This is a genomic window from Luteibacter sp., from assembly GCF_009912395.1.
Taxonomy (GTDB): domain Bacteria; phylum Pseudomonadota; class Gammaproteobacteria; order Xanthomonadales; family Rhodanobacteraceae; genus Luteibacter.
Window position 1 is genome coordinate 1 of sequence record NZ_WNDO01000008.1, and the last position, 23094, is coordinate 23094.

Annotated in this window: 21 protein-coding genes; 12 read left to right on the forward strand and 9 right to left on the reverse strand. The window is 63.5% G+C overall.

Annotation, left to right across the window (positions count from 1 at the left end; all coding sequences use genetic code 11):
- The coding region (locus GAK28_RS09270) for an IS3 family transposase (RefSeq protein WP_291777916.1) at window positions 1-137 on the forward strand (137 nt) is incomplete at its 5' end.
- 27 nt (window positions 138-164) lie between these two features.
- On the opposite strand, the gene GAK28_RS09275 is transcribed toward GAK28_RS09270, so the two are convergent.
- Window positions 165-1067: a hypothetical protein gene (locus GAK28_RS09275; RefSeq protein ID WP_291777553.1), complete on the reverse strand. Its 903-nt coding sequence runs from the start codon at window positions 1065-1067 to the stop codon at window positions 165-167.
- A gap of 204 nt (window positions 1068-1271) precedes the next feature.
- On the opposite strand from GAK28_RS09275, the gene GAK28_RS09280 reads away from it, so the two are divergent.
- Window positions 1272-2276, forward strand: a complete 1005-nt coding sequence (locus GAK28_RS09280) for a tetratricopeptide repeat protein (protein WP_291777556.1) — start codon at window positions 1272-1274, stop codon at window positions 2274-2276.
- Between the two features lie 153 nt (window positions 2277-2429).
- On the forward strand, window positions 2430-3077 hold the full coding sequence (locus tag GAK28_RS09285) for a hypothetical protein (protein WP_291777559.1): 648 nt from the start codon (window positions 2430-2432) through the stop codon (window positions 3075-3077).
- A 24-nt stretch (window positions 3078-3101) separates the two neighbouring features.
- Here the strand turns inward: GAK28_RS09285 and GAK28_RS09290 are convergent, their stop codons facing one another.
- Both GAK28_RS09290 and GAK28_RS09295 read right to left on the reverse strand, forming a co-directional pair.
- Window positions 3102-3944, reverse strand: a complete 843-nt coding sequence (locus GAK28_RS09290) for a hypothetical protein (protein ID WP_291777562.1) — start codon at window positions 3942-3944, stop codon at window positions 3102-3104.
- Between the two features lie 70 nt (window positions 3945-4014).
- Entirely contained in the window at window positions 4015-4896 is an 882-nt protein-coding gene (locus GAK28_RS09295; RefSeq protein ID WP_291777564.1) for a hypothetical protein, read from the reverse strand.
- A gap of 211 nt (window positions 4897-5107) precedes the next feature.
- On the opposite strand from GAK28_RS09295, the gene GAK28_RS09300 reads away from it, so the two are divergent.
- The 4 genes from GAK28_RS09300 to GAK28_RS09315 all read left to right on the forward strand — a co-directional run bounded on the left by GAK28_RS09300 (window position 5108) and on the right by GAK28_RS09315 (window position 9147).
- Window positions 5108-6355, forward strand: a complete 1248-nt coding sequence (locus GAK28_RS09300; RefSeq protein WP_291777566.1) for an MFS transporter — start codon at window positions 5108-5110, stop codon at window positions 6353-6355.
- Window positions 6348-7307, forward strand: coding sequence for a GlxA family transcriptional regulator (locus GAK28_RS09305; protein WP_291777568.1), 960 nt, complete (start codon window positions 6348-6350; stop codon window positions 7305-7307). The genes GAK28_RS09300 and GAK28_RS09305 overlap by 8 nt, the downstream gene beginning before the upstream one ends.
- Before the next feature lie 23 nt (window positions 7308-7330).
- Window positions 7331-8287 carry a GlxA family transcriptional regulator gene (locus tag GAK28_RS09310; protein ID WP_291777571.1) on the forward strand — a complete coding sequence of 319 codons (957 nt, stop codon included), beginning with the start codon at window positions 7331-7333 and terminating at the stop codon, window positions 8285-8287.
- 107 nt (window positions 8288-8394) lie between these two features.
- Window positions 8395-9147, forward strand: a complete 753-nt coding sequence (locus GAK28_RS09315) for an SDR family oxidoreductase (protein WP_291777573.1) — start codon at window positions 8395-8397, stop codon at window positions 9145-9147.
- Window positions 9148-9551: 404 nt separating this feature from the next.
- On the opposite strand, the gene GAK28_RS09320 is transcribed toward GAK28_RS09315, so the two are convergent.
- Window positions 9552-10403: a DJ-1/PfpI family protein gene (locus tag GAK28_RS09320; protein WP_291777575.1), complete on the reverse strand. Its 852-nt coding sequence runs from the start codon at window positions 10401-10403 to the stop codon at window positions 9552-9554.
- Window positions 10404-10681: 278 nt separating this feature from the next.
- Here GAK28_RS09320 and GAK28_RS09325 point away from each other — a divergent pair, with 278 nt between their 5' ends.
- The 3 genes from GAK28_RS09325 to GAK28_RS09335 are packed head-to-tail and all read left to right on the forward strand — an operon-like array spanning window position 10682 to window position 16604.
- Window positions 10682-11926 carry an efflux RND transporter periplasmic adaptor subunit gene (locus GAK28_RS09325; RefSeq protein WP_291777578.1) on the forward strand — a complete coding sequence of 415 codons (1245 nt, stop codon included), beginning with the start codon at window positions 10682-10684 and terminating at the stop codon, window positions 11924-11926.
- Window positions 11927-11960: 34 nt separating this feature from the next.
- Window positions 11961-15128 (forward strand): multidrug efflux RND transporter permease subunit, encoded by a 3168-nt coding sequence (locus tag GAK28_RS09330; RefSeq protein ID WP_291777581.1) that lies wholly within the window; start codon window positions 11961-11963, stop codon window positions 15126-15128.
- A gap of 6 nt (window positions 15129-15134) precedes the next feature.
- Window positions 15135-16604 (forward strand): TolC family protein, encoded by a 1470-nt coding sequence (locus GAK28_RS09335; RefSeq protein WP_291777584.1) that lies wholly within the window; start codon window positions 15135-15137, stop codon window positions 16602-16604.
- A 42-nt stretch (window positions 16605-16646) separates the two neighbouring features.
- On the opposite strand, the gene GAK28_RS09340 is transcribed toward GAK28_RS09335, so the two are convergent.
- Window positions 16647-17060 carry a lipid-A-disaccharide synthase N-terminal domain-containing protein gene (locus GAK28_RS09340; RefSeq protein WP_343161864.1) on the reverse strand — a complete coding sequence of 138 codons (414 nt, stop codon included), beginning with the start codon at window positions 17058-17060 and terminating at the stop codon, window positions 16647-16649.
- A gap of 106 nt (window positions 17061-17166) precedes the next feature.
- Between GAK28_RS09340 and GAK28_RS09345 the strand changes: the two genes are divergently transcribed.
- Window positions 17167-17607, forward strand: coding sequence for a hypothetical protein (locus GAK28_RS09345; protein WP_291777587.1), 441 nt, complete (start codon window positions 17167-17169; stop codon window positions 17605-17607).
- 21 nt (window positions 17608-17628) lie between these two features.
- Here the strand turns inward: GAK28_RS09345 and GAK28_RS09350 are convergent, their stop codons facing one another.
- From GAK28_RS09350 to GAK28_RS09365, 4 genes are all read right to left on the reverse strand, one after another.
- Entirely contained in the window at window positions 17629-18600 is a 972-nt protein-coding gene (locus tag GAK28_RS09350; RefSeq protein ID WP_291777589.1) for an MASE1 domain-containing protein, read from the reverse strand.
- Window positions 18601-18833: 233 nt separating this feature from the next.
- Window positions 18834-19805 carry a phytanoyl-CoA dioxygenase family protein gene (locus tag GAK28_RS09355; RefSeq protein ID WP_291777591.1) on the reverse strand — a complete coding sequence of 324 codons (972 nt, stop codon included), beginning with the start codon at window positions 19803-19805 and terminating at the stop codon, window positions 18834-18836.
- Window positions 19806-19890: 85 nt separating this feature from the next.
- Window positions 19891-21507 (reverse strand): 7TM diverse intracellular signaling domain-containing protein, encoded by a 1617-nt coding sequence (locus tag GAK28_RS09360; RefSeq protein WP_291777621.1) that lies wholly within the window; start codon window positions 21505-21507, stop codon window positions 19891-19893.
- A gap of 203 nt (window positions 21508-21710) precedes the next feature.
- Complete coding sequence (locus GAK28_RS09365; protein WP_291777625.1) at window positions 21711-22364, reverse strand: response regulator transcription factor; 654 nt, start codon at window positions 22362-22364, stop codon at window positions 21711-21713.
- Between the two features lie 269 nt (window positions 22365-22633).
- Here GAK28_RS09365 and GAK28_RS09370 point away from each other — a divergent pair, with 269 nt between their 5' ends.
- The gene (locus GAK28_RS09370; RefSeq protein ID WP_291777628.1) at window positions 22634-23077 is read left to right on the forward strand and encodes a nuclear transport factor 2 family protein; all 444 of its coding nucleotides are present in this window, start codon (window positions 22634-22636) and stop codon (window positions 23075-23077) included.
- Window positions 23078-23094 lie beyond the last annotated feature (17 nt).

Below are 23094 nucleotides of genomic sequence, written 5' to 3' on the forward strand. Positions count from 1 at the left end.
GTGAACACCTCGCCACACGGGAGCAGGCCAAGGCTCATGTGTTTGACTACATTGAGGTTGACTACAATCGGATCCGGCTGCACTCGACCCTGGGCTACCTCAGCCCAGAGCAGTACGAGCTGGCCAATGTCGCTTAGATAGGTGTCCGTAAATCAGGGGCAAGATCAGGATTTGAACGCCGCCGCCATGGGTGCGTCGGCAAGCAGCAGCACTGAACAGGTCTTGTGGGGCGTGGCCGAGGACAACAAGGCAAACGATGCGGCGCGTGCGCCGATGGGAGGCACCAGGCTCACCGCCGCCATGATGCCGATGGCTAGATATACCAGGTGTTTGAATAGATCGGGATACCACCCCCGCACTATGCGTTGCGCTACCAGCAGCTGAACGAGAGCAACCATCATCATGGCCGCTATTAGTTTTGCGATGCCATAGGTGATGTCAAAGACGGAAATCGTTGGGACGGTCTGCAACAGTACGTAGACGATAAAAAAGGCGATATAAGCTTGCAGCAAGTGGGCAAGCAGTAGTGCTGAGTAGAATCCGGTGCTGCACGGTTGCGGCTTAATAAGGGCCCTGCGAAGCACCCACGATCCCAAGGCTGTTTGTAGAAGCATCACCGCAAGGACGATCAGGAAGCTCACCGCGATAGGGCTGTCCTTGTAGATCGATGCCCATGCGATGATCGCTGCCCATGCGAATCCCGACACTACGGCCATCCCAATCCAATATCTTTCGATGATGCGCGACGGCCGGAGATTGGTCTGTTTTCCCGTCGCTGGGTCGATAGGCGTACGCATGAGTGCGGCCAAAGTGGGGCCGCCGGACCGAATCGGCATGGTCAGGACGTGGCCGGGCATGGCCAGGGCGACGGCCAGGCAGGCGACGGCACTGATCACGATGGCCACGATCGCAGGTAACGCCGACAGCACGCTGCTGCTGGCAAATCCGATAGGTAGTGAAAACTCGTGGCGAAAATCCGACCAAAGGACGGCGGCGATGGCGATCATCGCCGCCGTAAGTGGTGCCGCCCGCTTTGCCAGCCACGCAAGCGACTTGGACAACGACATGGACGACGTGGGATTTGGATGGAGAGGCTGCTGCGCAGACATGGTGACCCTAAGTCGCAGGTTGATTTACGTCAGCATCGCGGGCCTGCGTCTCAAAGGTCGAGATTCCGCAGGTCCGTTGGGCTCTGTTGACCGGCTGCTGGCGAAGTAGGGGCCATTCCGTGGCAATATCCCGGAACAGGCACCCAACGAAAGGATCTTGGTATGCGGCCCATCCGGAAGATGTTCCCTGGCCTGCTGCTCTCGGCAGCACTCGGCGTCACGACCCTGGCCCATGCGGCCGACACCGATCTGGCAGCTACGCAAAAGCGAGCGGAAGCGGGAGATGCACATGCCCAGGTGGCGTGGGGCAATCACCTGTTTAGCAGTAAAGACCGGAAACTTCGCGACAGCAGCACCGAGTGGTTCCGCAAGGCGGCGATGCAGGGCGATCATGACGCGGAGTGGATGCTTGGTTCCGCCTACATGGCTGGGTACGGGGTTCAGCGCGATGGTAAGGCCGGTCTCGACTGGATGCGCCGTAGCCTCGCCGATGGCACGCCGGATCACATGGCCATCTTTGGTATCACGCTACTCACTATGAACGCCATCGCCGGCGATCAGAACGATGGCGTGGAATGGCTCAACCGTTCGGTGACGGCGGGCTCGGCGCAGGGCATGAATATCATGGGCGTGTTCCACCTGTCGGGGGCGTTTGGCGTATCAAAAGACCCCACCGAAGGTGAGCGATTGATGTTGAAGGCGGCCGGGATGGGCAATGCGGATGCGCAGGCATCCCTTGGTGCGCTCTATCTATCGGACTTGCTGGGTGCGCCAAAACCCGCAGAGGGCGTCCGCTGGCTGGAGACCGCTGCCAACCAGGGCAACGCCGATTCCCAGGGCACGCTCGCCTACCTCCTCATCACGGGCGACAAAGGGGTCACTAAGGACCCCGCACGCGGCGTGACCTGGGCGGAGAAGGCTGCGGCCAAGAACAATGCCAGGGGCTACTACGCCCTGGGCCTTGCCTATCTCTCCGGCAATGGCGAGCAGAGGGATCCGGCGCAAGCCTGGTTCAATCTCGGCGTCGCCGAACGCCTGGACACAAAGCATCAGCTCACCAAGGTGGCCGACCACATGTCCGAAGCCGCGACGCAGTTGAATGCCGGTGACCTTGAACGCTTGCGCGCCCGCATCGAGAAGATCCCCAAGCCAGAGGGCGCGAGCTGACTCACCGTTTCGATGTCTTCTTGACAACGATGTTCCAGACCAGGACAGCCAGCCCTATACCTTAGCGACATCACCCTGCCGGAAGACAGGGTGGACAGTTCCCGATGGCAATCGCTAGCCTGCGGATACATGGCCTTTTCAGGGAAGGAATTCATGCTCGGCAATCGCTTCCTCGTGATCTACTCCGGCGTGCTTACCGCCGTTTTCGCGGTCTCCATGCTTTCTGGCTTCGCAAAGAGCCCGATCACCGCGTTCGACGAAATCAACGTCCAGCGCATCAATGTGCGCGAGCCGGACGGTACGTTGCGGATGGTCATTTCCAATAGCGCCAGGCTTCCCGGTGTCATCGTCAAGGGCAAGGAGCAGCCGAAGGAAGATCGGCCCCAGGCAGGGATGATCTTCTTCAACGACGAGGGCTCGGAAAACGGTGGCCTGATCTTTGGCGGCAAGCGCAACGACAAGGGTGACATCGTGGACGCGGGTGGTGCCCTGTCATTCGACCGCTATAACGCGAACCAGGTGGTGCAGCTGATTGGTGTCGATGACAAGGACAACCACTATGCCGGTCTGTCGGTCACCGACAGCAAGGAAAACGAGCACATCAAGCAGCGCATCTGGGTGGGGCGCAACGATGACGGTACCGCTACGCTGTCCATGAGGGATGGCGCGGGCAAGGAGCGTATTCAGATGAAGGTGCCGGCCGATGGTACGCCGGTGATCAATTTCCTGGACAAGGATGGGAAGGTCCAGAAGGTCATCACCGGCGCCGACACGGCCCCGCAGGGCGCTGCGCGCAGTTGATCTGCTGAAGAAGGGAAGCCTGGTTCAGGCGTCGGCAACGATGAGCCAGGCGGGTGCCCAGCTGTAGTCAAACAGATGGGTCGTCGACTTCACTCGGTAGCCGGCGTCATCGAGTTCCCTGTGCCAGGCAGAGATCGTCTGCTCGAAATTCGACGGTGCCGTGGCCCGAAGTTGTCCGAGCAACATGGGGGCCAGAAAACCGCCCGCGACGAGCGGGGCATCGTCACCGTATGACTGTGCCGCTCGTTCGTAGCGTTGGGCCATGGATAGCATGCGCTCGGCTTCGCTGGTGAACTCCGGGACATCGAATTCAACGATGGCAAGTCGCGACACATGTCCGCGCAACTGTCTGAGCGAATCGAGACGCTCCATAGGCGGGATCGACTGGAGTGCGAAGGTCGACTGGGCGAGATCCCAGGCGTGTCCTGGTGCCGCCTCCGACAGGAACGTTTGTAGCGTCATCGGCCATGCATGGTCGTGAGGCAGCTTTGGCCTCAGGCTGTCCAGCAGGCCTGCATGGGGTTCCACCACGTCGATGCGGGTCGGGCGGCTAGCTGCACGTGCGAGGGCGGGGAGCAGCGCCATGCCGTCGCCGGCCCCGATATCGAGAAGCGAGCGAACCTCATGCTGCCCGTAAAGCGACGCCAATGCCTGGCTGACCGCATCGTAGAGCGCAGGGTTGCCACCCCCACGGATAAACACCTCGAAGGCGTGTGGCGCATCATAGGCGTTGCGTTGGCCGGCCGAGAGGCTCTCGACAATGGCGGTCGCCATGAATGAGCCCTCATCCCGTGCGTCCAGAAGGTTCTGGTTGGCGTCTTCGCGATGGGCCAACTGGAGCAGGGCACGAGCAAGTGCGTTGTTCATGCATCCATGGTAGCCGAGGCATCCGCGTCTCGGGCAAGCATCGCGGCTTGCCGAGGATGGCGATCGCGGGTCAATCCAGTAAGGACAACAAATCCTCGTAACGCTGCTTGGCCGGCTGCGCATGGTTGGCGGCCATCTTGCGTTGCCACTTCAGGGACTTTTCGGTGGCGTCCCGCTTGGCTTTCGCCGAGAGATCGAAGGTCACCGAGTACTCCAGCTCGTGGAGAAACGTCCAGAACTGATGCGGGGCGACGCAACTGTTCAGGTGCTCGAGGATCTGGCTCTGGATATCGCTGATCTGGCTCTTGATCAACGTACTGGAGTCATGGGTTGCCATGTATTGCTTGGCCAGTTCCTTGTATTGCTTCACGCGATCGTTGATTTCGGCGGGGATCAGGCGACGGTCATTCTCGGGCAAGGGTGGGTAGGTGGCGGCGTCATCCCGGAACCCCTTGTCAGTGTGCAGCGCGTCCGCGTACTTGCGGAGATTCATGCGCACCTTCTCGATGGCCTGGTTGATGTCCGCCCGGTCGGGAACGAGATTGCCCGGTGCGCCGTTGATGATCTTGGCGACGAACAGCATGGTGTCATCCGCGTTCTGCGCCCTGTTGTCGAGGCTCCGGGCGCGGAGCGGTGCTTGCAGCTCGTTGTAGAGGTTGGTCTTGTAGGTTTGTTCCATGGCAGTGAAGACGCTGCCAAGGAGGGGCTTTAAGTGCTCATCCCAATGCAGCAGGTGCCGTCGGTCTTCAATGTGCCCCGGTGCGGCCCGGTTGACCTTGATCTTCTTGGCCACCTCAGGCCACGCGGGTCTTCCCGAGAGCGTGATCTGCCTGGTGGCCGGGTCCCGACGGAGACTCAGGGGCGGTTCCTTGTCGGTGCCTAACTGCTGCTTTTTCGCCGCGGGAGGCGCTGCCGATGGGGTGGCGGGAGCCTTTCGCTTCGCAGAGGGCATGGCTTGTCTCCTGGGGCGTCGTCACGGCAATGGCCGACTCTGGAGATTGAATCTTCACCGGGGCGTGAAATGTGACAGCAATCGCATTTTCCAGGCGGCCCCGGGGCGGGGTGCAGGCGTCGTCCGAAAACGAGGGATACGCGTCCTTTCCCCATGGCCTGGTCGATCCGACAATGCGAGCCAATAATCACCATCCAGGCGATGCCATTCGATGACGAGTAGCCAATCGCGCGAGATGTCCCCGGATTTGCCGGCACCTCATGCACCGCAGTCGCCCCGGGTCGTTGTCCTGGCGATCGCGCAGGCGTTCTTCACTGCCGCCTTGGCGGTCGACCTGACATTGACGGGTATCACGGGCTACCAGCTCGCGCCCGACAAGGCTCTCGCGACCCTGCCTTTCGCGATGATCACGGTGGCCGGTGCCGTGGCGACGTGGTTTGCCGCGCAGCTCATGCGACGCGTCGGGCGCCGCTACGCCTTTGTCATCGGCGCCGCGACCTGTGCAGTCGGTGGCTGCGTGAGCGTGTGGTCCGTCATTCACGGTAACTTCTGGGTCTTCTGCCTGGGCACTGCCGCCGTGGGTGTCTTCCAGGCCTTTGCGCAGTACTACCGGTTGGCGGCGGCCGACTCGGTGGACGCGAACGCCAAGGCGCGGGCGATTTCCATGGTGCTTGCCGGTGGTGTGGTGGCGGCCTTCCTGGGGCCGTTGCTCGCCGCGTGGAGCAGGCATTGGCTGTCGACGGTGTTTGCCGGCTCCTATCTGGCGGTCGACTTGCTGGGTGCCGCGTCCGCGTTGCTTTTCCTCTTGGCCTATCGCGACCAGCCGGACCATATCGCGCCCGTGGCAGGGGAGCCGGTCGCTGCGCGTGCCTTACCCGCCATTCTTTCCACACCCATCTCGCTGGCGGCGCTTGCCAATAATGCGGTCGGCGGCTTCGTCATGATGTTCATCATGACGGTGGCGCCGCTTGCGGCCATGGAGGCCCATTACTCCGTCGATGATGGCGCCTCCGTCATCCAGTGGCATCTGGTGGGCATGTATGCGCCGTCGTTGTTCGCGGGGCGCCTGATCGATCGCCTCGGTCTTCCGGTCGTGGTGTTCGCGGGTATCGGACTTAGTGCGCTCTGTCCACTGGTGGCGCTCGGGTCGGGTTCGCTCCTTGCCTATCACGCGGCGCTCCTGTGCCTCGGCGTCGGCTGGAACTTCATGTTCGTCGGCGGCACCACGTTGCTTGCGTCGTCGTACCAGCCGTCCGAGCGAACCAAGGTGCAGGGGGCGGCGGAACTGTTGCGGTATGCGACCACCGCGGTGGCGACCCTGGCCGCCGGGCCGGTGCTCGAACGCTTCGGCTGGGAGGCGTTGAACGTCGCCATGTTCCCCTTGCTTGCCCTGGCGACGGTGATGACGATTCGTTGGGTTCGTCGTGAAGGCGCGGCATGGAGTGGGCGGCGTGCATGACGTCGCCTTCGTCGTGTTTCCTGGTTTCCAGATCCAGGATCTCGGCGGACCGCTCGCCACCTTCGAAAGTGCAGGCCATCTGTCGACCAGCACGCCGTATCGATGCCATGTGGTGTCGCAGTCGGGTGGGCCGGTTGCGAGCAGTTCGGGTCTGGTCGTACTAACCACCCCGTTCGACAGCCAGCGGTTCGATACGGTGATCGTCACGGGCGGCGACGTGTCGGATGAACCGCAAGGGCATCCCCTCCTTGCGGCCCATCTTGCGCGGCTTGGCGCGGCCGGCGAGGCGCGCATCGCCAGCGTCTGCACGGGGGCATTCATCCTTGCCGAGTCGGGCCTGCTCGACGGGCATCGCGCGACCACGCATTGGCGCTACGCGCTCTTGCTTCAACGTCGTTTCCCGGCGTTGCGAGTGCATGGCGACGCGATGTACATCCATGACCGGGGTATCTGGACGTCAGCCGGCGTCGCGGCGGGTATCGACCTGTCGCTGGCGTTGATCGGCGAAGACCTCGGCGCGGACGTCGCCAGGGAGACGGCACGGCAGTTGGTGTTCTGGCATCACCGTCCGGGCGGCCAGTCGCAGTTCGCGTCGTCCAGCGAGGTCGAGCCAGCGACAGACCGGATGCGCGAGGTGATGGCCTATGTGGCGGCGCATCTTCCGGAAGACCTGTCGACCCCTCGCCTTGCACGGTTGGCCGACTTGAGTCCGCGTCAGTTCGCCCGGGCGTTCGTCGCGGAAACCGGATCCACGCCGGCCAAGGCGGTCGAGCGCCTGCGTGTGGAAGCGGCTACGCCGCGGGTTGAGGCCGGGAATGAGCCCATCGAGCGCATCGCCGCTGACGTGGGCTTTGTCGACCCGGAGCGCATGCGTCGCGCCTTTATCCGGGTCACGGGGCATCCACCGCAAAGCATCCGCCGGATGGGCAAAACGACGCATGGCCTAAAATGAGGAATACCATTATAATGGGACGCATGAATCGCATCGCGTTTTTCGTATCGCCCGGCTTCTGGCTGCTCGATCTGGCCGGCCCCATGGGCGCGTTCGAGGCCACCTCCTCGGTGGCTGGCGAGCCGCTATACGAGTTGGTCATCACCTCGGCGGATGGCGGGGCGGTGGTCAGTAGCGCCGGGCTGCCGCTGCCCACGCTGGCCCACGGCGATGTCCACGCCGATACGGTGGTCTTTATTGGTGGCGAGATCGCACCGATGCTGATGCCGGAGATCGTCGGGGCGGCGAAGGCGCACGCGGCCCATGCCGGGCGGGTCGCCAGTGTCTGTACGGGTGCGTTTCTTCTCGCGGAGACCGGCTTGCTGGATGGCCGGCGGGCGACCACGCATTGGCAGCGGGCCCGAGAGTTCCAGCAGCGCTATCCGCGGGTACGAACCGAGCCGGATGCGATCTTCGTGGCGGATGGTCATGTCTGGAGTTCGGCGGGCGTCACGGCAGGCATTGACCTTGCCCTCGCGCTGATCGAGGCGGACCAAGGGGCGGAGATCGCGCGCCTGGTCTCGCAAAGCCTCGTGGTCTATCACCGACGATCGGGCGGGCAGTCGCAGTTTTCCGAGATGTCCCAGATGGAGCCGGCGTCGGACCGGATTCGTCGTGCGCTGGCCTTCGCACGTGAACACCTCAACCAGCCGCTACCCATCGAGCGGCTCGCCGAGGCGGCGAATCTGAGCGTGCGACAGTTTGGTCGCGCGTTTCGTCACGAAACAGGCGAGACACCGGCCAAGGCGGTCGAGCGCTTGCGCGTGGAAGCGGCGCGCTCGCGATTGCGCGATGGAGCGGAGCCGGTGGAGCGAATTGCCGCAGCCGTCGGCTTCCACGACCCGGAGCGGATGCGCCGTGCGTTCGTGAAAATCCATGGGATGTCGCCGCAGGCCATGCGCCGCGTGGCCAAGGGCACCGCGGATGTCCTGCATGCCTGAACGCGGGCTCTGACGGGTGTCCTGAAAGGAGGTAACTGCGTCGTTTACGTCGTGCACACCTGCGACGCATTCTCATTCGTGAGAGCACGCCTTCACAGGATCACACCATGCCAAGCGACGCCAGCGATTCGAAGCGAACCATGTTATTGACCGGCGCAAGCCGGGGAATAGGGCACGCTACGGTCAAACTCTTCTACGAACACGGGTGGCGTGTGTTGACGGTCTCGCGCGCGCCTTTCGCGGAAGACTGTCCGTGGCCGGGCGGCCGGGAAAATCACGTCCAAGCGGATCTAGCCGATCCCGGGGCTTATCGCACGCTCACCGATGAGGTACGCGAAAGACTTGGTGGCTCCGGGCTTTCTGCGATAGTGAACAACGCGGCGGTGTCGCCCAAGCTCGATGGAGGACGCAGGGTCGGCGTCGCGGATACCGCGTATGCCGATTGGCTGAACGTCTTCAACGTGAATCTGTTCGCGGCCGCGATGCTTTCCAGTCACCTGTTGCCGGAGCTCAAGGCGACGCGCGGTGCCATCGTCAACGTCACGTCCATCGCCGGCTCGCGCGTGCATCCATTCGCGGGTACCGCCTATGCGTGTTCGAAGGCGGCGTTGGCCACGTTGACCAGGGAGCAGGCGTTCGACTTCGGTCGGTTCGGCATTCGCGTAAACGCGATTGCGCCCGGTGAAATCGATACGTCGATCCTGTCGCCCGGCACCGATCACATCGTGCGCGAGCAGATTCCGATGCATCGATTGGGCGACCCTGTCGAGGTGGCACAGGTGATCCTGTTCCTTTGCTCGGGAGATGCTCGTTACGTCAATGGTGCCGAGATTCATGTGAATGGCGGACAGCATGTCTGAGCGTGCTTGCAGTAAGCGGGATATCGCATCGGCTTTGACGTAGGAGGCCGCGACGCGATAACCGATCGCCCCGCGCTGGGTTCCAGCGTTCGCTGGAACGACGGATCGCGAGCTCGTCGTTCCTGTGAAAACAGGAACCCAGCGCCCCGGTTCACCAGCACGGCGAGGGCGTCGCATCGGCTTGTGCGTAGGAGGCCGCGAGGCGATAACCGATCGCCTCGCGCTGGGTTCCAGCGTGCGCTGGAACGACGGATCGCGAGCTCGTCGTTCCTGTGAAAACAGGAACCCAGCGTCTCGGTTCACCAGTAAGGCGAGGGCACCGCATCGGCTTTACGCAGGAGGCCGCGAGGCGACAACCGATTGCCCCGCACTGGGTTCCAGCGTTCGCTGGAACGACGGGTTCGTCATATCCGAAGGCGTGTACGTGCTGCTTCGACGCTCTTTGCCGCCATGGCATCCATGTAGACGCGCCTGGCCCGTGCCTCCTTCATCCGCTCGGGGCCGGCAAGTTCAGGGTTCCCCACATTGAACGGCGGTGCCGGTGCGTATTCCAGGATGAGTTCCGCGCGTTCGGCGACCTTACGGCCTTTCAGCTTGTCGGCGAGGACAAGCGCGAAATCGAGTCCCGCCGTCGCGCCACCTCCAGTCATCCGGTTACGGTCGATCACCACCCGCTCGTTGACGACGGTGGCCCCGAGCCGCGGAAGCAGATCCCGCACGCCCCAGTGTCCCGTGGCGCGATAACCGCGAAGCAACCCGGCCGCACCCAATAGCAGGCTACCCGTGCATACGCTGGTCACCCACTTCACCTGCTTGCCCTGATCGGCAAGAAAGTCGAGCGTTTCTTCGTCCGCCATCGCTGCGAGCGTGCCCATCAAGCCGCCCGGTACAAAAAGCACGTCGGGCGTCGCCTTGTAGTCGGCGAAGGCATGACCGGGCGTGACAGGCAGGCCGATGTCGGTCGTCATGGGCGACAGGCTCTTGCCGACAAGGTCGAGATCGAAACCGGCGATCTGCAGCAGAGTCATCGGACCCGACAGGTCCAGCATGATCATGTTCGAATGCACGACCATGGCGACGCGTGGCCGGGGACCATCGTCGGGCAGGTGTGGCATCGGATGGTCGAATTTTCCCGGCGATGCCGGTGCATTCTGAGCCAACAGATGCGGCGCCATGAGCATGCCGATGCCTGCCGTGCCCAGGCCGAAGAGTGCCTTTCGGCGATCCATGTCGATGACGGTGTCGCGGTCGTTCATGATGTTTCCTCGGAAGTTCGAAGCAGAAATCGACGCTGGGAAAACCACGCCATCATGCCGTCGTCGCATCGTCCCCATGCCGCGACACGTTGCCGCGCACCGCGATAATCATTCGTGCGCCACCACGCCACGGCAAAAAATGAGGGAAGTTCGTCCTTTCGTCATCGACAGGGCCTGACGACAATCCGTTCACCACGATGCAGGCCTCTGCCTCATCCACGAACGAGACGATTTCCTATGCACCGCGCGTTGTCCTACGACTTGTCGGGAGCGAACGCATGAGCGTGACGCCCGAAAATGCTTCCCATCATGTCGCCGTCCGAAAGCCTGGATGGCGACCCGTCGCCTCCCTGTTGTCGATAGCCGTCCTTGTGGCGATCGGTATCGCCGTCGTGCCGACAACGAAGACATCGGCAGCAACCGCATCGCCGTTACCAGTGGTCTCCGTGGCCAAGCCGCTACGCCGCGAAGTCACCCCATGGGACGATTACGTCGGTCGCTTCGAACCCAGTCGCGCCGTCGATATACGGCCTCGCGTATCGGGGCAGGTGGCCGCCGTCCACTTCGTCGACGGCGCCATCGTGCACAAGGGCGACCTGCTGTTCACCATCGACAAGAGGCCATTCGAAGCGGCGCTGGCCGAGGCGAAAGGCGGCCTGGCATCCGCGCAAAGCGATCTGGCGCTCGCCAGGGCCGACCTGGTTCGCGCCGAACACCTGGTCGGCGACGACGCTGTCTCACAGGGCGAACTCGACCGCCTGCGTGCGCGCGTCGGTGCCGCGACGGCAACGGAAACCGGTGCCGCTGCACGGGTACAAGCCCGCTCCCTCGATCTCGAGTTCACCGACGTGCGCTCGCCGATCGATGGTCGCGTATCGGATCGGCGTGTCGATCCCGGCAACCTCGTCGCCACCGGCGATGGGCGGAACGGTACGCTGCTGACGACGGTCAACGCCCTCGATCCGATCTACTTCGTGTTCGATGCGTCGGAGGCGATGTTCCTGAAATCCAAGCGCGCCGAAGATGCAGGGAAGGTCGCCGCGGTAGCGGACATCCGCTTGCAGGACGAATCCGACTACCACTGGCACGGTCGAGTCGACTTCACAGATAACGGACTCGATCCACGCGCCGGCACGGTTCGCATGCGAGCTGTCATCGACAACCCCAGGTACTTCCTCACCCCGGGCATGTTCGGAAACATGCGCCTGGCGGATCGGGGTACCACCTCGGCGTTGCTCATCCCCGATGGCGCCATCCAGACCGACCAGGCCGATAAGCTGGTGCTGGTGGTAGCCGGCGACGGCACGGTCACGACGAAGCGCGTGCAGCTCGGTTCGCTGGTCGACGGCTTGCGTGTCGTTGAAAAAGGACTCTCCGGTGACGAACGCGTAGTGGTCAGCGGCCTGCAATACGCCATGCCGGGCTCGAAGGTGGAGGGCCGGCTCGTGCCGATTGCGCCAGCTGCCACGGCCACCCGGTTCCCGGCACCTCCCGTGGGTGGCAAGGCGACCCCCGCCCCCTGATTGCTCGCGTCGCCCACGCACCAAGGATCCTGTCATGCGCCTATCGCGCTTCTTCATCACCCGGCCGATCTTCGCCGGGGTGCTCGCCGTCGTGATCACCATCATCGGCGCCATCTCGTACTTCCGGCTTCCCGTATCGCAATACCCCGACATCATCCCGCCGCAGGTCGTCGTATCGGTGCATTTTCCCGGTGCATCAGCGGAAACCGTGGCCGAAACCGTCGCCGCGCCCATCGAGCAGGAAATCAATGGCGTCGACAACATGCTGTACATGGCGAGTCAGTCGACAGGCGACGGCAAGGTCGCCATCACCGTCACCTTCAAGGTGGGAACGAACCTCGACGCGGCCCAGATGCTGGTGCAAAACCGCGTCGCGACGGCGACGCCACGCCTGCCCGAAGAAGTACAGCGCCTTGGTGTGACCACGAAGAAAACGGCACCGAGCGCGCTGATGGCGGTAAATCTCGTCTCGCCCGACGGCACCTTCGACCAGGGCTACATATCGAACTATGCCCTGACCCAGGTTCGCGACCGCTTGAGTCGTATTGACGGTGTGGGCGATGCCATCATCTTCGGCAGCCGTGAGTTCGCCATGCGTATCTGGATCGATCCCGGTCGCGCCGCGGCGTTGAACCTTACGGCGGGCCAGATCGTGGCGGCGCTTCGTGCGCAGAACGTCCAGGTGGCATCCGGTGCCATCGGCGAACCGCCGAGCGCCAACGACAATGCCTTCCAACTGAATGTGCGTACGCTGGGTCGCCTGAAGGATCCCGACCAGTTCGCCGACATCGTCATCCGTACGGATGAAAAGGGGCGTCAGGTCCGGATTCGGGATGTCGCCCGGGTCGAGCTCGGTGCCGCCGACTACAGCACCAACGCCTACCTATCGGGCAAGCCGTCCGTGATGATCGGTATCTTCCAGCGTCCGGGCTCCAATGCGCTGGAAACCGGCCAGGCGGTCGAGCGCGAAATGCAGGACGCGGTGAAGTCGTTCCCGCGTGGCCTCGAATACCAGAGCATGTGGAACTCCACGAAGTTCATCGAGCAGTCGACCGATGCGGTCATCCATACCCTGTTCGAAGCGGCGGCCCTGGTGGTGCTGGTCATCTTCGTGTTCCTCCAGAACTGGCGAGCGGCGATCATCCCCATCGTCGCCATTCCGGTCTCGCTGGTAGGCACCTTCGCACTGCTGGCCGTGACCGGCTATAGCCTCAACAGCCTGTCGCTTTTCGGCCTGGTGCTCGCCATTGGTATCGTGGTGGACGATGCCATCGTTGTGGTGGAGAACGTGGAACGTAACCTGGCGCTGGGCTTTTCTCCGGTGGATGCGGCGCGCCGATCCATGGACGAAGTATCCGCGGCGCTCGTCGCCATCGTGCTTGTCCTGTGCGCGGTCTTCATTCCCACCTTCTTCCTCGAAGGCCTTTCCGGTGCGTTCTACCGACAGTTCGCGTTGACGATTTCAGGCGCGACCGTTATCTCGCTGGTCCTCTCGCTCACGCTATCGCCTGCACTGGCGGCCCTCCTGCTGCGCGCGCATGGCACGCAGATGAGCACCCATCCCGTCGTGTCGCGCCTGCATCGTGCAGGCGAGGCATTCAATACGCGTTTCGACCGGTTCGCCGCCGCCTACGGCAGGCTCACGGCGCGCATGGTGGCACGGCCCCGGATGGTGATGTCATCGTATGTGGCACTTATCGTCGCCACGGTGGGCCTGTTCTACGTGACGCCGTCCGGCTTCATCCCGGCGCAGGACCAGAGCTACCTGATCACCATCATCCAGCTTCCGCCGGGCGCCTCGCTCTCAAGGACAGACGCAGTCGTGCAGGAAGTCTCCAAGCGGGTGCTGGGTATCGACGGCGTGCGTGGCACGATCATGCTGCCCGGCTGGGATGCCGCCTCCAACACCAATGCGCCCAATGCGGCCACGGCATTCATTCCGCTCAAGCCCTTCGCTGAGCGGTCGCGGCATGCCAGCGAGATTCTCGCCGAGGCCCGGCAGAAAACCGCCAGCATCACCGACGCCCGGGTGCTGGTCATCCCACCGCCGCTGATCGACGGCATCGGTTCGGCGGGCGGCTATCGCATGATGGTCCAGGACAGGAAGGGCAGCGACTACCACGCGCTGGGCCAGAAAGCGGATGCACTCATCCAGCAAGCCAACGCCACGAAGGGGTTGGCGCAGATCTATACCTTCTTCAACACGCTGACGCCCCGTCTTTTCGCGGACATCGACCGGCGCAAGGCCGACATGCTCGGCGTGCCACCGGAACGCGTCTTCGAGGCGTTGCAGGTGTACCTGGGCTCGGCCTATGTCAACGACTTCAATCTGCTGGGCCGCACCTTCCACGTCACCGCCCAGGCCGATCAGGCTTTCCGCCAGAGCCGTGCCGACATCGCCAACCTCAAGACGCGTTCGGACAGTGGCGCGATGGTGCCCATCGGCGCGGTGGCGACGCTGAAGGATGAAACAGGCCCGTACCGGGTGGTCCGGTACAACCTCTTTCCGGCCGTCGAAGTGGATGGCGATACGGCGCCGGGGTACTCCAGCGGCCAGGCCATGGCCGCGATGGAGAGACTCGCCAGCGGCCAGCTCGGCCCCGGCTATGGCTTCGAATGGACCGGCATCGCCTTCCAGCAGAAGATGGCCGGAAACACCGCAGGCCTCGTATTCCTGCTGGCCGTGGTCTTCGTCTTCCTCGTGCTCGCCGCGCAGTACGAGAGCCTGACACTGCCGCTGGCCATCCTCCTCATCGTTCCGATGTGTCTGCTCGCGGCGATGATCGGCGTCAACGTACGCGGGATGGACAACAACGTCCTGACGCAGATCGGTCTCGTGGTGCTCATCGCACTGGCGGCGAAGAACGCGATCCTCGTCATCGAGTTCGCGCGGCAGGCCGAGGAGCAGGAGGGGCTGAACCCCGTGGACGCCGCCATTCGCGCGGCCCAGATGCGCCTGCGACCGATCCTCATGACGAGCTTCGCGTTCATTCTTGGCGCCGTACCTCTGCTCGTCGCCACGGGTGCCGGCGCCGAACTTCGCCAGGCGCTCGGTACCGCGGTGTTCTTCGGCATGGTGGGCGTGACCGGCTTCGGCCTGCTTTATACCCCCACGTTCTATGTGGTTTGCCGTGCCCTGGCCGCGCGCCTGGCGCGCCGCCGTGCGCGGGCGGCAGCGCCCGCGCTCCTGACTTCGGACTAAAGACCCATGCGGATACGAATCCTTCCCCCGTCGCTGCTCGCGCTGGCCCTGGCGGCGTGTGCCAGTGGGCCGGACTACAAGCCACCCGCCGTCCCGCCATCGGCGACCGGTTCCTTCACGATGGCACAGGGCACCGTGATGACGGACAGGGCCCCGGCCGATCGCTGGTGGACGTTGTACAACGATCCTGTCCTCGACGGCCTGATCGGCGATGCGCTCAAGGCCAACACGGACATCCGCGTCGCCCTCGCACGGCTCGACCGTGCCCGAGCCGACCTGCGCGAGGCGAAGGCGGATCGTCTGCCCCGTACCGATATCGGTGTGAGCACCAATCGCCAGCGGATCCCGGCCGTCCAGGCCTTACCGGGCTACGCGCGGGACAACACCTATGTCGATGCGGGACTGAGCGTCGCCTACGAGGTCGATCTGTTCGGCCGGGTGCGTCGTGAAGTGCAGGCCGCGCGAGGTCACTACGAGGCCGCAGAGGCCGACGTGGACGCCATGCGGGTTGCGGTCGTGGCCGACACGACCAAGGCTTATGTGGACGCCGCCAGTGCGGCCCAGCGCCTGAAGGTGGCCGAGCGCATCGTGTCCTTGCTCGACCGTACCCTGGGTGTGACAAAGGCGCGCCAGAAGGCGGGGCTGGCTGGCATGCTCGACGTGGCCCGGATATCCGCGTTGCGGGAGCAGCGCGTTGCCGAGATGCCGGCCATCGCGGCCGAGCGACAGGCGGCATTATTCCGGCTGGCCATCCTGACGGGGCGCACGCCAGCCGAGTTGCCGGACGATGCCGGCGCACGGACGCAGGTTCCAGTCGTGGAGGAAGCCATCCCCATCGGCGACGGTATGCAGTTGCTCGCCCGGCGGCCGGACGTACGCGCGGCGGAGCGTCGCCTTGCCGCCGCGACAGCGCGCATCGGCGTGGCGACCGCCGACCTTTATCCGAAAGTTTCTATCGGCGCCTCGGTCGGTTCGACCGCCTATGGGTTCGGCGACTACTTTGGACAGGGGCCATTACGCTGGATGCTCGGCCCGCTGCTGTCCTGGTCGTTTCCCAACCAGGCCCATGTCCGCGCGGCCATCGACCGATCCCGGGCCGACACGCGCGAGGCCCTCGCGACCTTTGACGGCACCGTGCTCCAGGCCCTCGGCGAGACGGAAACGGCGTTGTCGAACTATGCGCGCGAACTGGATCGTCGCAAGGCCCTCGGCACCGCGCGCGACGAGGCCGAACGCGCGGTCACCATCGTTCGCGCCCAGCAGCGGGAAGGGCAGGTGGATAGCCTCTCGTTGCTCGATGTCGAGCGCACGTTCGCGGAGGCGGAGGCGGAGCTTGCCGGTGCCGAGGGACGTGTTGCGGACCGGCAGGTGGATCTCTTTCAGGCACTGGGTGGCGGGTGGGCGTCGTGGCAGAACGCATCTGCGACGAACGGTCATGCCGATACCATGACCATGGTGTCGGATATATCCCGCTGATGACTGGGCAATTCCGGTATTTCAGCTAAGACGAATTGCGAATCATAACGGTTTGGTTGGATGGAGTTTCAAGCTATACAAGGCGGAAATCATGGGGAAAATATTGGAAATAATTCCGACGGGATCGCTCTTTCCCAGGATGAAGTAGGTCAAGGTCAGGCTGCTCCCGCATAGTGATAGCCACCAGAACGACGTAGGAATATGCACCACGCTCTTTTTCCTTGTCGCCAGGGCTTGAACTATCCATCGGAGAGTGAAGAAAAAAGCACCGGCATATCCAATGAGGTTCCAAGGGCTGAAGGCGATACCGAAAGCCATCAGTAAAGGTTCGTCCACAGCCTTTTGTCCCGAAAGCGGGAAATTATGGGCTTCGTGAAGGCCGTCGTATGTCGGTGGATTCCTCTTGCTGGGACAGCAGCGAGCGCCTACGTGAAGGCTAATAGCGACGATCTTCACCGGCGGCACCATGCGTTCTGGGCAAGCCTGCCTCCGGCACGGGTCGCCAAGCCTGTCCCTAGGCTAATCTTGGCGTACCCAAACCATAGCGCCACGGAGTGTTCTTATGCGTTCGTCTTCGTTCTATCGTTCTGCCTTCGTGGCCCTGGCTCTGGCCTCCGCCAGCGGCATGGCCTGCGCCGATACTACGGTCGGCACTGGGCTGGGCCAGTCCTGGCCGAATGCACAGGACGTGAGCGCGAACCCGAACTTCCACGTGTACCGTTTCGAGCGGGGCGGGGTGCACTACGTGCAGGTCAACGACGCCGCGGGTACGGTCCGCGGGGCTATCGGCACCATCGGTGGAGAGATCTTCGAACTTCCCGTCGGCGTGGATGCATCACGTTGGTCGAAGTCGACCCAGGGGACTCATGCAGGTGACGTGGTCTACCGAGATACGGCGATAACGGTATCCATCGTGCCCCAGCCCGACGGTAGCGCTCGACTAATGGCGGACCAGGTTGAGTGCAAGAATGATCCGATCACTTGCGGGACGAAAGGTCCCTGAGTGGCTTGGTAAGCGTTTTAGTCAAGAACTCTGACGATGGACGAAAGGGTGCTTTAACGGCGCTCTGGCACCGACCAACAAGGCTCCAGTGAGCATCAGGGCAAGGATCGCCTCGATCTGGATGGTCGCGGGATCCGCCCGCAGAGAGGGATTTGCGATGGCGGCACTGATGGCGAGAGCGACACTCGCCGCCATGCCGCCGATAGCCGTGCCATGCCATCCGTGCCGCCACGTCATGGTGAGGACCGGACCAATCAGGGCCAGGCGAGCGACTTGGCGCATAAGGTCATCGTTGCTCATGGCTGCCATGGCGGTTATCGCGGCAAGCGATGGCAGCATCCACCAGAGCACGTCACGAAGAAGGAGGCTGTGCCAAACATGAGAGAAACGTAGCGTTTCGTCTTCAATCCTGAGGAATCGCTCCCGCAATGCAAGAATGGCCGGCGCCAAAGTTAACGAGCCGAGGTACGAGCCCAACGTATGTGCAAGGAGGTATCCGGGCCAACCGGTATTCGGATCGGGCCAGGTTCCGGTCGACGAATGGAGGATCGCAGGGATGATGGAGAGGACGCTTGCGATGGCGGTGATGATCGCGGTGCCTAGCGCAGCGAGGAAGATAAGCGGCATCCGGATACGGCCCTCTGAATCAAGGACGGACCAGTGTTGTCGCAGGGGCTTCATCACGATCATCCATAACACCACCATCGGAACGGCTTCGGCGATTGACCAATAGATGCCAAATTTATCCACGGACAGCAGGGCCACTTCTGCGAGCGGCACGAACTCGCCAAGCGCAAGCGCAGGCCAGTAGCGTATGGGTAGCAGCAGGAGGCAACTCAGGCGGAGGCCCGCCGTGAGCGCCCATTGAGGAAAGGATAGGTAGTGCGCCAGCTCGTAGCAGCCCGCATAAGCCGCTGCAATGGCGACATGCTGACCCCATTTGTCCCAGGGCGTGGCGCGTTGCGTCGTATCAATCCCCCCGAATCCTTTCACGCCCTCTCCCAAGTCGTGTTTTCAAGATTATCGCCTAAGCATGCCACGAATGGATTGGCGATTTGAACGAGTCGAGGAGAGGTGGGCCTCGGCCGGATCAGGTTTGCCGAAATTGCGTCGTGACGGGCCCGACTCTTGTAGGAGCGCGCTTGCGCGCGATGCCGGGTTGCCGCGAGCACCCATCGCGCGCAAGCGCGCTCCTACAGTGGGTGTGTCACTCATGGTGGATGCTCTCATCCCAGCCATTCGTCCGTGTACGCATAACGCGTCGGTCGCAACGACATGTATTGCGCGACACGCGGTCGCCGCGCGCGATTGGGGCTGCTTCCGTGCGGCAGCAGGTGATGCCAGATGATCATGTCACCGCGCTTTGCAGCGATGGGCGTCATGGTCAGGGTGCGTCGTGCGTGATCCTGTGGGCTCACGTCGCGGGGCACGGTGGTGAACCAGTCCTTGAGCGTGCGATGGAATCCCGGCACGCAACTGAACGCGCCTTGGTCTTCGTCGACATCCGCGAGGTAGATGATGCCCTGGACATCGAGCAGGTGCGGTTCGGCGAGCGTGGCATCCCAATGCAGGTGTGGGCCGGGGAAGGGCCAATGCTCGTGCTCTGGCGGATTGAGTCCGCCCTGGTCGATGGTGACCCAGAGATCGTCGCGTCCCCATAGCTGGGCGAAGGCCTTGTGGATGCGTGGCGCGAAGCGGTTGGCGACCAGCGCGGGATGCCGTAGCAGGGGTACCCAGATGGAATGCCCGAGCGATTCGCGGTACCAGGTGTCCGGATCGTCGCGGCGCATGCCCAGGTGATCGTAGATCGCCAGCTCGGCGGCTTCCGCGGCGTGCGGCGCGATGGCGTTGCGCAGGATGACGTAGCCGTGTTCGTCCCAATGGGCGAGATCGTCGGCACTCAGGCCGTCGACGTGATCGAGATCGCCGACTTCGGCACCGACGGCGTCGCCTGCCATGGCACGACGTAGTCGATCCAGCGAGGCCTCGGTCGGTTCGCCTTGGGCCCGCACCCAGGCTTCGAACGCGTCGAAGTCCGGTCGGTCGTGATGCAGGTAGCGCAGGGTTTCCAACACGTTGAGGCGCAGGCCGGCGAGCAGGGCCTTCTCGACATCCCGGGGTAGCGGCGCGACGGTGCCTGGTTCACGCTGGCAGGCCCAATAGGTACGCAGTTCCTTGATGTCGAGGCTCGTCGTCATGTCGATCATCGTGTCCCCCCGACACGTCGATAGCGGTTTGCGCCGGATCATGGAGCGTTTCGGGTAGGTAGGGAAGGGGCGGTCGCTACGCCGGCATGTCCAGCGACAGGGATACGCCCTGGCCGGGTGCGGTGGTGCGCTGGAAGGCGCCATTCAGTCGCGTCGCGCGTGCCCGGAGGCTCGCCAGGCCGGCGCCGGTCGTCTTGCGGCCCTCATCGAAGCCAACACCATCGTCGGATACCGCGATGCGCAGCCGTCCACGGTCGCAGACGATGGCCGTCGTGGCGTGTCGTGCGCGGCTGTGCTTGAGCACGTTGGTCAGGGCTTCCTGGAGAAAACGCATCAGGTCGAGGCTGCGTGCCGGGCCGAGGTAGAGGCCATCGAGCCCGTCCAGTTGCCATTGGCTGTCGATGTTCGCCAGCTCCAGGCGCTGGTCCCAGCGGTGGCGGAAGGTCGCCATGAAGCTGGCAAGGTCCGTGGCTTGTTCGTAGGTGGTGGTATCCACGATCAGGCGAAGGTCGTCGCGCAACTCCCGCAGCACGGCGATGGTGTGTTCGCCCACGGGCGAGGGAGGCGCGCGTTCCAGCGACGTGATCGCGCCAACCAGGCTTCCGCCGAAGCCATCGTGCAGGTCGCGGACAAGGTTCAGCCGCTCGCCGATGCGCAGGTTTTCGATGGCCAGCGAGTGTTCGCGCGTGAGGGTGTCGCCCAGTTGGCGAGTGGCCGCATCGACTTCCTGCTTCAGCTCCAGGTTGAACCCTTCCACGCGGCGCATCGCCACGGCGAAGCGATAGGCGAGGGCGAAGCCCATGCCGACGACGGTCAGTGGGGAGGTCACGGCCAGCAGGTAGCGGTCGCTGCGGATGACGCCGTAGTACAGGAGGAAATCGTGTATGGACACCAGCAACGGAATCATCAGGCAGGCGGACAGCACGAGATGATCCGTGCGTCGCTTGTGTACGGCATGCCAGGCGAAGCCGAACGTCGCCGCGTAGTAGATCAGGCCACCCACCGCGAACCACCAGCCTCGATGGATGCCCGAGGGCGTGGGCGCCACGATCACGGCGGCAAAGGACACGAGGTTGATCGCCAGCAGCCCCCACTCCACGCGCGGCCAGCGGCGATCGACATAGCGCAGCAGGAACACCGCGAAGCTGCTTCCCGCCGCAAGATAGGCGGCCGCATTGACGGCTTCCCAGGCATCGGTGCTCGGCAGGGGCCAGATGCTTTCGGCGGTATAGTTCAGGCCATAGACGAAGGAAAGTAGCGTACTCAGCGCATACCAGCCGTAGCTGCTGTCCTTGCGGCGCAGCAGCCAGATGATGCCGAACAGGCCGCCGAACACCAGGGTCACCATCTGGTCGAGCATCTGCAGGTCGTAGCGCCACCGCACCCCGTCCAGAAAGCGGGGATGCACCACCGCCGGATCGCCCACTTCCACGGTGCCGAAACCGGGCTGGTAGGCGGCCAGTCCCGACACCCGTACCAGCAAGGTGTTGCGTCCCTGCCGGAGCAAGGGCTTGTCGAGCAGGAAGTAGCGGGGCTTCGTCCAGCTTCGCGACAACGGCTCCACCAACTGCGGATCGCGATACACCAGGCTGCCGTTGACGTACATGGCGCTGGCCAGGCTCACGTAGTTCACCAGCAGGGCCGTGGGGCGGTCGGTGTTGTCTTGGTCCCAGTGCAGGCGATACCAGACCACGCCGCTGTGCGCGGGCCAGCGGGCATCCCAGAAGTCGATCAGGCTGACCGATGTCCAGCCATTGTCCGGCGGCGTGGTGGCGTTCCAGTCGGCCGGCGCCGCTTCGGCAGCCGTGATCTCGACGAAGGCCGCGCTATTTGCCGAGGCCGGTGTGCTGAATAGAGCCGCCAGCGCGACGAAAAGTCACGCGGCCAACCACTTCATCAGTTCAGCCATCCCATGGCCTTGGCTTCAAACACCGCGGCGGTGCGCGAGCCTACGGAGAGCTTGCGGTAGATCTTCTTGGTGTAGTCCTCGATGGTGAAACGGGACAGCGAAGTAAGTTTCGCGATCTCGCGATTGCTGTAGCCGCGCGCCACCAGGCGGAGGATTTCCGCTTCACGGTCGGACAACGCCGTTTTGCGGGGCGCTTCCGGTGCCGGTTCGTGTTCCTCGGGCAACAGCGCGAGAATGCGTTTGGCCACGAACGGGTCGATCAAGGCGCCGCCGCGCTTGATGCTCTGTAGCGACAGCAGTAACTCGCTATCGTCGCGCTCCTTGAGGAGATAACCCGCCGCGCCGGCTCGTAGTGCCGCCAGCACGGTGTCTTCGGCGCCGTAGGCGGAGACGACCACGGTGGTCACCTGCGGATGGTGGTGTTGCAGCCATGCGATCAGGTCCACGCCATTGCCGTCGGGAAGGCCGATGTCCACCAGCGCGAGCCCGTCCCTTGAGCCGTCGAACTGTGCCCTGGCGCTGGCGATGTCCTCCGCCAGGGTGAGGCTGGCGTCGCCGCCAAGCACCTCACGGAGCAGCCCTGACAGGCGCTCCCGTACGACGGGATCGTCGTCGACGACCCACGCCCGCTTCTCGTGCACGGACTCTTCCACGGGTTACCGCCCCCAGGCGTTCTGCCAAACCGGCGTTATTATGCGTCCTCCGGCTTTTCCATGCCTATGTTGCCGTGCCCGAGCCGCTGTGTCGCGGACCGTGCCCGTATTCGGATGAACCTGTCGCGTGCATGGTTGCCTGTTTCATTCATGGCGATGACAGTGGTCGTTCCATGCAAGCCGTCGAGGGAGGATGCGTTTCATCATCGCGCACCGACACGAGGCGCTCATCGAACATGAAATTGCGAAACGTTTTTTTGTCTGCCGCCGTTTTCCTTGGCTTCGCAGGCATGGCCCATGCCGCTACCGCGGAAGCGGATGCGCTGAAGACCGTGAATGATTTCCTCCAGGACATCACCCGGCGCGACAAGGCCGCCATGCTGGCCTCTGCCGTTCCGCACATGGAAATCCTCAGCGCGCGAAAGAGCGCCGAAGGTGGATTGCGCCGCCTGACGATCGAGCAACTCGTGGATCTGATCGCGGCACAGCCGCCGGGCAAGATGGTGCAGACGCTGCACAACCCCATCGTCCATGTCGATAACGACCTGGCGGTGGTCTGGTCGCCTTACACCTGGACACTCGACGGGCACTTCAGCCACTGTGCCTCGGAGTCGTTCAATCTGCTCAAGCTCAACGGCAAGTGGGTGATGGTCAGCGTGGTGGATACCGCGCGCGACGACGAGAAAACCTGCTCCGGCTGACGTGCCGCCAGTACTTC

Excerpts from the sequence above, each read along its gene's own strand:
- GAK28_RS09285 (WP_291777559.1), top strand. The coding sequence starts at position 2,430 with ATGCTCGGCAATCGCTTCCTCGTGATCTACTCCGGCGTGCTTACCGCC.
- GAK28_RS09300 (WP_291777566.1), top strand. The coding sequence starts at position 5,108 with ATGACGAGTAGCCAATCGCGCGAGATGTCCCCGGATTTGCCGGCACCT.
- GAK28_RS09330 (WP_291777581.1), top strand. The coding sequence starts at position 11,961 with ATGCGCCTATCGCGCTTCTTCATCACCCGGCCGATCTTCGCCGGGGTG.
- GAK28_RS09320 (WP_291777575.1), bottom strand. The coding sequence starts at position 10,403 with ATGAACGACCGCGACACCGTCATCGACATGGATCGCCGAAAGGCACTC.
- GAK28_RS09310 (WP_291777571.1), top strand. The coding sequence starts at position 7,331 with ATGAATCGCATCGCGTTTTTCGTATCGCCCGGCTTCTGGCTGCTCGAT.
- GAK28_RS09280 (WP_291777556.1), top strand. The coding sequence starts at position 1,272 with ATGCGGCCCATCCGGAAGATGTTCCCTGGCCTGCTGCTCTCGGCAGCA.
- GAK28_RS09290 (WP_291777562.1), bottom strand. The coding sequence starts at position 3,944 with ATGAACAACGCACTTGCTCGTGCCCTGCTCCAGTTGGCCCATCGCGAA.
- GAK28_RS09335 (WP_291777584.1), top strand. The coding sequence starts at position 15,135 with ATGCGGATACGAATCCTTCCCCCGTCGCTGCTCGCGCTGGCCCTGGCG.
- GAK28_RS09315 (WP_291777573.1), top strand. The coding sequence starts at position 8,395 with ATGCCAAGCGACGCCAGCGATTCGAAGCGAACCATGTTATTGACCGGC.
- GAK28_RS09325 (WP_291777578.1), top strand. The coding sequence starts at position 10,682 with ATGAGCGTGACGCCCGAAAATGCTTCCCATCATGTCGCCGTCCGAAAG.
- GAK28_RS09345 (WP_291777587.1), top strand. The coding sequence starts at position 17,167 with ATGCGTTCGTCTTCGTTCTATCGTTCTGCCTTCGTGGCCCTGGCTCTG.
- GAK28_RS09295 (WP_291777564.1), bottom strand. The coding sequence starts at position 4,896 with ATGCCCTCTGCGAAGCGAAAGGCTCCCGCCACCCCATCGGCAGCGCCT.
- GAK28_RS09275 (WP_291777553.1), bottom strand. The coding sequence starts at position 1,067 with ATGTCGTTGTCCAAGTCGCTTGCGTGGCTGGCAAAGCGGGCGGCACCA.
- GAK28_RS09355 (WP_291777591.1), bottom strand. The coding sequence starts at position 19,805 with ATGACGACGAGCCTCGACATCAAGGAACTGCGTACCTATTGGGCCTGC.